This window comes from Micromonospora sp. NPDC051924 (assembly GCF_055586005.1).
Map to the genome: position 1 here is coordinate 76,935 of NZ_JBVJJA010000032.1, position 6,963 is coordinate 83,897.

The following is a 6,963-nucleotide window of genomic DNA, read 5'->3' on the forward strand; positions in this document are numbered from 1 at the left end:
TTCCCCGCCGCAGACGGACTACACCTGCACCCTCAGATCGCCTGCCGCGGAGCCCGGCGGATCACCGCCAGCCGGTCACCGCGCACGCTCACCGAGGTCCGCCCGCCGCGCCGCCGCCGGACCGTCAGGTCGACGGTCGCGCTGCCCACCCGGACGCCCTCCAGCCGCAGGTCCGGCAGCCAGTCGGGCAGGTGCGGGTCGATGAAGATCGTCCGCAGCGGCGCGGCCGGCCGCAGCGCCAGCAGCGCCTGGACCAGCGCGACTACCGCGCTGGCCGACCAGGCCTGCGGGGAGCACGAATTCGGATAGACCCCCGGGTGCGGGTGGGCCGGGTCGCGGGGCAGCCCGCTGAGCACCTCGGGCAGCCGGTGCTCCTCGAACAGCGCCGCCGCGGCGAACATCCCCTCGGCCAGCCGGTGCAGGTGCGGCCAGCAGCCGTACCGGGCCAGGCCCAGGCCGATGGTGCCGGCCTCCACCGGCCAGACACTGCCCCGGTGGTAGCTGAATGGGTTGTACGCCGGATGCTCGGCAGACAACGTCCGCACCCCCCACCCGCTGAACATGTCTGGCGCGAGCAGCCGCTCGGCCACCCGTACGGCGGCCCGGGCCGGCACGATCCCGGTGGTCAGCAGGTGCCCGTCGTTGGAGTTGGTCGAGCGCACCGGCCGCTTGTCCGGCCCGAGCGCCATTGCGTAGCAGCCCCGCTCGGGCAGCCAGTACGCCCGGTGGAACCGGCGGCGCAGCGCCCGCGCCCGGGCCAGCAGGGCCGCACCCCGGGCGGGGTGACCGGTCAGGGTGAACACCGCCGCGGCGTGCCGCAGGGCCGCGTACCAGTAGGCCTGCAGCTCGCTGGTGGCGATCGGGTTGGGCACGACCTGCCCGTCCTCGTCGACGATCGCCGTGTCGGAGTCCTTCCAGCCCTGGTTCTTCAGTCCGCCCCGCGACCGGCAGTGGTACTCCAGGAAGCCGTCGCCGTCCGGGTCGCCGTACCGCTCGATCCAGCCGAGCGCCCGCCGGGCGGTGGGCAGCAGCTCCCGCACGAGGTCCAGGTCCCCGGTCCAGGCCAGGTACTGCCCGAGGAAGACCAGGAAGTCCGGGGCGGTCGACCAGTCGCCGTAGTAGCCGTCGAACGGGTTCAGCCTTAGCAGCGAGACCGGCCCCTGCCGCGCCTCGTGCAGCGGCTTGCCCGGCTCCTCGTCCCGCCAGTCATCCAGCCGCCGTCCGAGGTGCTGCGCGTTGAGCCGCAGGCTGTCGGCCAGCATGGTCGGCCCAGCCAGCAGCGCCTGCCAGGACGAGGTCATCGTGTCCCGGCCGAAGATCTCCTGATAGATGGGCAGCCCGGCGATCGGCGCCGCCGGGCCGGCCGGCTCGCCCAGCGGCAGCACGGCCAGGTCGTCCACAGCGCACCGCCACGCCGCCGTCACGTCGAAGTTGCTGCTGCTCAACCGGGTCAGCTCCGCGGCCAGCCGGGCCCGGGCCCGGGCGGCGGGGTCGTCCGGCTCGGTGAACGCCGCCGGGGGAGCGGCCAGCCGCGCCCCGTCGAAGACCGGTTCGACCAGCAGCTCCACCCGCGCGCTGCCGCGCGGCGGCACCGCCAGCTCAACCCGGAACGCGCCGTCGTCGTACGTCACGGGGGTGTCGGCCCGGATCCGGACCGCGACCGCCCGGTCGAGGTCGTCGCGCAGGTAGGTCAGGCGCAACTCGCCCGCCGCCGGGTCCCACCCCGCGCCGACCTCGCCGGTCTGCAACCGGCGGCCCGTCTCCGCCTCGCTGGTGTCGGCGAAGTCCGCCGCGAGGCGGATCTCCAGCCGGTACCGCAGCGGGCGGGCGGCGTAGCTGACCACGGTGAGCCGGGTGCGCAGCCCCGGGCCGACGAACCGCTCGGTCAGCAGGTACGCCGCCCGCGACGGCAGCTCCTCCCCGTCGCCCAGCTCCGCGTACGACAGCTGGGCGTGGCCCTGCACGTTCGCGCTGGCGAACGGGACCGGCTCCCGGCCGTCGACGGTGACCCGCTCCCGGCTGAGCACCCGGGTGTTGCGGGCGAAGAAGCCCTGCGGGTCGATGCCGCCGATCCGGCCGCGCACGTCGGTGACCAGGGTGCTCCACCCGCTCGCCACGTAGAGCAGGTCGGGCCGGACGCGCAGGTTGTGGACCCTGGTCATCGGGCGGCCTGTACCCCTTCGCCGTCCCGGTACACCCGGGAGCGCCCGTCAGTCGGCGGCCCGGTCCCGGACGATCAGCTCGACCACCACGGCGATCGCCGCCGCCTCCACGGCGAGCAGGGTCAGCAGAATGAGCAGCTGGGTGGCGCCGGCGCGGATCGGGCCGGCACCGCCGAGCAGGACACCGACGAACGCCCCCGGCAGGGTCACCAGGCCGACCGTCCGGGTCTGGTCCAGCGCCGGGACGAGGGCCTGCCCGGCGGCGGGCCGGCAGATCTCCAGCGCGGCGTCGCGGGGGAGCAGCCCCAAGGCCAGACCGGCCTCGTACTCGCCGTGCCGGGTGCGCAGCTCGTCGAGGGTACGCCGGCCGGCGAGGCTGGTCGCGGTCATCGCCCCGCCGATCAGGATGCCCGCCGTCGGCAGCACCACCAGCGGCGTCGCCGGCAACGCCCGGCTGGCCAGAAGTACGCCGAGGCTCGGCGCCACCCCGGCGGCGATGGCGAGCGGGGCGACCCGACGTGGCCCGGCCGGGCCGATCCGCCGGTGCGCGGTGACGCTGGCGACGACGTACATGAGCAGGACGAACAGCGCGGTGCTCCACCAGGCGCGCAGTACCGCCACGATGACCAGGGACACGGCGCCGAGTTGAACGGTGGCGCGGGCCGCCGCGGTCAGGACGGTCCGTGCGCGGCCCAGCCCGCTGAACCGCAGCACCACCGCGCCGGCCAGGGTGAGCGCGGTGAGGGCGACGACCAGGGTCGGGCCGATCGGTACGGTGCCGCCGTTCACCCGATGATCGTATTCGTCATGGCAGCCGGGTGCCCGTTGGAAGCCGCGCCGCCGGGGTATCCGCCGACGGCTCCGCAGACCGCAGAGCACGGAAGGAAGGCCGGCAATGACCAGAATCGGCATCATCATCGGCAGCACCCGCCCCGGCCGCAACGGGGAGACGGTGGCCCGCTGGGTCCACGACATCGCCTCCAGGCGCGACGACGCCGTGTACGAACTCGTCGACATCAAGGATTTCAACCTGCCGCATCTCGACGAGATGACGCCCCCGTCGCTCGGGCAGTACACCCAACCGCACACCCTGCGGTGGGCCGAGAAGATCGCTTCGTACGACGGATACGTCTTCGTCACGCCGGAGTACAACCACTCCACCTCCGGGGCATTGAAGAACGCCATCGACTTCCTCTACGCGGAGTGGAACAACAAGGCGGCGGGGTTCGTCAGTTACGGCAGCGTCGGTGGTACCCGGGCGGTGGAGCACCTGCGCCTGGTGGTGGCCGAGTTGCAGATGGCGGACGTCCGCGCGCAGGTGGCCCTCTCGCTCTTCACCGACTTCGAGAACTTCAGCGTCTTCAAGCCCGGCGCACATCAGGTGGACGCGGTGAACACGATGCTCGACCAACTGGCGGCCTGGAGCGGCGCGTTGGCAAATCTCCGGGCCGGCACGACGATGGCAACACCGCAGTCCGCCACCTGACGCGCACCGGACTGCGGGTGTCGCGAGGGCGTGGTCGGGCGCCGACGGGGGTGTCGGAACGGCGTCCCGACGCCCCCGTCCGGCGCCCTCGTCACCTGGCGTACGCCTCGAACTCGTAGAGCGAGAAGCCGTACGAGGTGGCCCGTTTGACCCCGTACATCCGCACGTAGCGGGCGGTGACCGGGGTGAAGGTCACGTTGTCCACGCCGCCGTTGCCGACCGTGGTGCTGAACACGGTCTGCCACGTGCTGCCGTCGCCGGAGACCTCGATCCGGTACGCGCTGCCGTACGCCGACTCCCAGCGCAGCACGGCCCGCCCGACGGTCCGGGCGGTGCCGAGGTCGACCCGGATCCACTGGTTGTCGTTGTAGCTGCTGCCCCACCGGCTGCTCAGGCTGCCGTCGACCGCCTTGTCCGGGGTGTAGCTGGTGAGGAACTGGGTGCTCGACGCGGTCGCGGTCCGCCCCTGGGCCAGGTTGGTGACGTCGTCGCCCCGGCGCGCCGGGAAGGAGACGACCTGCTGATAGGTGGGGCGGTTCTGCCAGGCGATCAGCGGGTGGCTGATGCCGCCCAGCCCGGACTGGGCGATCGTGTCGGCACACCACTGGTCGCCGGCCCCGCAGTGCGAGTCGCCGGGGTAGACCGTGGTGGCCGGCAGCGCGGCCGCCTGGCCGAGCGCGTCGAGCAGCGCCTGCCGGCAGGCGCTCAGGCTGCCGTCGCCGCAGTACGTGCGGCCGAGGCCGCCGGCCACCGGGTCACCGAGCACGGCGCGGATGTCCTTGTCGACGTAACCCCACCAGCCGTACTGGAAGGACGAGCCCTTGTGCGGCTGGCCCTGCAGCGCCCAGACGGCGGTTCCGTCGCGGCCGCCGTTCTGCCCGCCGGACGGCGCCTCGTTAACTTCGATGGCGTCGACCAGGGCGCCGTAGAGGTCGCCGCCGAGGCCGGGCCGGAACTGCGCGGCGGCCAACAGCGGCCACCACGCGTCGAAGATCCGGATGGCGTCGGCGTGCTGGTAGACCTTCGACCCGGCGCCGGTCTCCACCCGGCGGGCGCCGGCCTGCTGCCAGGCCTGGAGCTTGCTCACCGCGTCGGCCAGGGTCGGGTCGGTGACCGCCTGGCTGGTCAGCACCCGCAGGAGGTTGCCCAGCACCTGCTCGCCGCGCAGGTCGGTGACGGCCGCGTCCGCCATGATCCGGACGACCGCGGCCCGGTCGAGCTTGCCCCGGGCGAGCGCCGCCCGCACCCGGCCGTCGAGCAGGTCGCCGCGGTGCACCGCGCCGTAGCTGAAGTTGCCGTCGGCGGCGCCGTAGTCCTTCGCCTGCTTGTTGTTCCAGCTGACGTAGTAGTCCTGGTTGACCGACTGCGGGTGGGCGCTGGTCGGGGTGTAGGTGGCGGTGTTCGTGTCCGGGTTCCAGCCCTGCCACTCGTACGCCGCGTCGGCCCGGGTGGGCAGGTTCGGGTCGGTGCCGGACGGGCGGGCCGGGTTGGCTCCGGAGTTGTAGTAGGCCGCCTCGGTGGAGTTGACGTAGAACCAGTTGAAGGCGTACCCGACGGTGGCGGCGGACTGCTGGAACGCCGCCGCGGAGCCCATCGCCGCCGGGTCGTTGTACGCCTGGAAGCCGATCGCCGAGTCGGCCTCGTGCCGGTACGTCGAGCGCAGCTTGGTGAAGGCGACCGGCTGCCCGTTCACCAGGCCCCGGTAGGAGACGAGGCCGTACTTCGTGCGCAGCGCGCGCAGGGTGTACGAGCCGGACGGGGTGGAGTCGGCCAGGGTGGGCGACCAGGAGTTGGTGTGCTCGATGACCTCCATGGCCAGGCACTGGCCGTGGTAGAGGTAGCGGTTCGACTGGAGGGTCGGGGCGCTGCCGTCGGTGGTGCACAGTGGCACCGCGTACGTGTCGGTGAGGTCCTGGCTGGCGGAGGTGGCGCTCCAGGCGTAGTCCTGGCCGCGGCCGAGCAGGACGTAGAGGTTGAGGCCGGCGAAGGCGGCGCCGCGGGCGCTGACGCCCGGACCCTGCAACTCCTGCAGCATCAGCAGTTGCGGGGCGAAGTACCCGGTCTGCGGGCCGAACACGGCGATCGGGTTGCCGCTGGTGGTGTTCCGTCCGGAGATCACCACGGCGTTGGACATGCCATGTGCCTTCACCCCGGCGAGTCCGCTGAGCAGGCCGTCGGTCGTCGTGCTGGTGCTCGTCAGGGTGGCGGAGGTGCCGGCGGAGCCGGTCCGGTTGTAGACCAGCGGCTCGGCGTTGACCGTGCCGGCGTCCGGCAGGGCCACGCTGGGCGCGTTGTCGGTGGCGGTGCCGTACGGGAAGCTCTGTCCGTCGTGCAGGGTCAGCACGGTCTCCGGGTCGTTCTGCTCCCGGAACGCCTGCCAGACCTGGTCGCCGGCGGTGGCGCCGTACTTGGCCCGGGCGGCGACCCGGACCAACGCGGACTGGATCTCGGAGCCGCCGCCACCACCGAAGAGGCCGCCGACGACGCCGGCGGTGGCGATCAGATCGGTCATGGTGAAGTGCTTCGGGCTGCCGTTGCTGGTGAGGTTGTACTCGCCGGGGCAGTTGTCGGCGGCGACGCACTGGTCGATGTAGGCGTTGACGCCGGCGATGTAGTCGGTGACGTCAGTGTAGAGCTGCTGACCCCGGGTGCCCTTCTGGCGCAGCGCGTCGACCTGGGTCTGGAGGTCGGCCTCGGTGTAGGGGGAGTTGGCCCAGATGCTCTGCTCCAGGTCGCGGTTGCCGGGGGCGCCACCGGCGAACGAGGTGAGGGTGCCGCGTCCGGCGTGCCGGAGCAGGTCCATCACCCAGAGCCGGTCCTGGGGGCCGGCGAAGCCGGCGCCGTACATGGTGCCGGAGCGGGTGGTGCCGGTGATGTGCGGTACGCCGGTGGCGGAGTCGCGCACGATGGTCACGTCGGAGCGGGGCTGGATCCGGCTCTCCACCTGCGCGTCGGGTACGCCGAACGAGGCGTCGTTGTAGAACCTGGCGATCTGTTCGTCGGTGAGCCCGGCGTAGTTGTAGACCAGGTTGGCGTACTCGTCGAGCTGGTCGCTGGAGTGGGCGGGCCGGGTGCCGAAGGCCTGGTGGGCCAGGATCGCGGTAAGGGTGGCGTTGCCGTTCTCGCCCGGCGGCAGGATGTCGGCGCACTGGCCGAGGCAGTAGTCGTTGGGGGCGAAGGTGGTGGGGGGGGGGGGGGGGGGGGGGGGGGGGGGGGGGGGGGGGGGGGGGGGGGGGGGGGGGGGGGGGGGGGGGGAGGGGGGGGGGGGAGGGGGAGGGGGGGGGGGTGGTGGGCTGGGCGCTCCGGTGGCGCGTC

4 protein-coding genes are annotated in these 6,963 nt (G+C 73.1%); 1 reads left to right on the top strand and 3 read right to left on the bottom strand.

Annotated features, from left to right (window positions below; all coding sequences use genetic code 11):
- Nucleotides 1-32: 32 nt before the first annotated feature.
- Nucleotides 33-2,162, bottom strand: coding sequence for an amylo-alpha-1,6-glucosidase (locus ACZ6S5_RS23870; protein ID WP_466003831.1), 2,130 nt, complete (start codon nt 2,160-2,162; stop codon nt 33-35).
- A 48-nt stretch (nt 2,163-2,210) separates the two neighbouring features.
- Nucleotides 2,211-2,951 carry an ABC transporter permease gene (locus tag ACZ6S5_RS23875; protein WP_466003832.1) on the bottom strand — a complete coding sequence of 247 codons (741 nt, stop codon included), beginning with the start codon at nt 2,949-2,951 and terminating at the stop codon, nt 2,211-2,213.
- 106 nt (nt 2,952-3,057) lie between these two features.
- Between ACZ6S5_RS23875 and ACZ6S5_RS23880 the strand changes: the two genes are divergently transcribed.
- Nucleotides 3,058-3,648: an NADPH-dependent FMN reductase gene (locus ACZ6S5_RS23880; protein WP_466003834.1), complete on the top strand. Its 591-nt coding sequence runs from the start codon at nt 3,058-3,060 to the stop codon at nt 3,646-3,648.
- 91 nt (nt 3,649-3,739) lie between these two features.
- Here ACZ6S5_RS23880 and ACZ6S5_RS23885 read toward each other — a convergent pair whose 3' ends face one another.
- Nucleotides 3,740-6,787 (bottom strand): penicillin acylase family protein, encoded by a 3,048-nt coding sequence (locus ACZ6S5_RS23885; RefSeq protein ID WP_466003838.1) that lies wholly within the window; start codon nt 6,785-6,787, stop codon nt 3,740-3,742.
- Nucleotides 6,788-6,963: the final 176 nt, after the last annotated feature.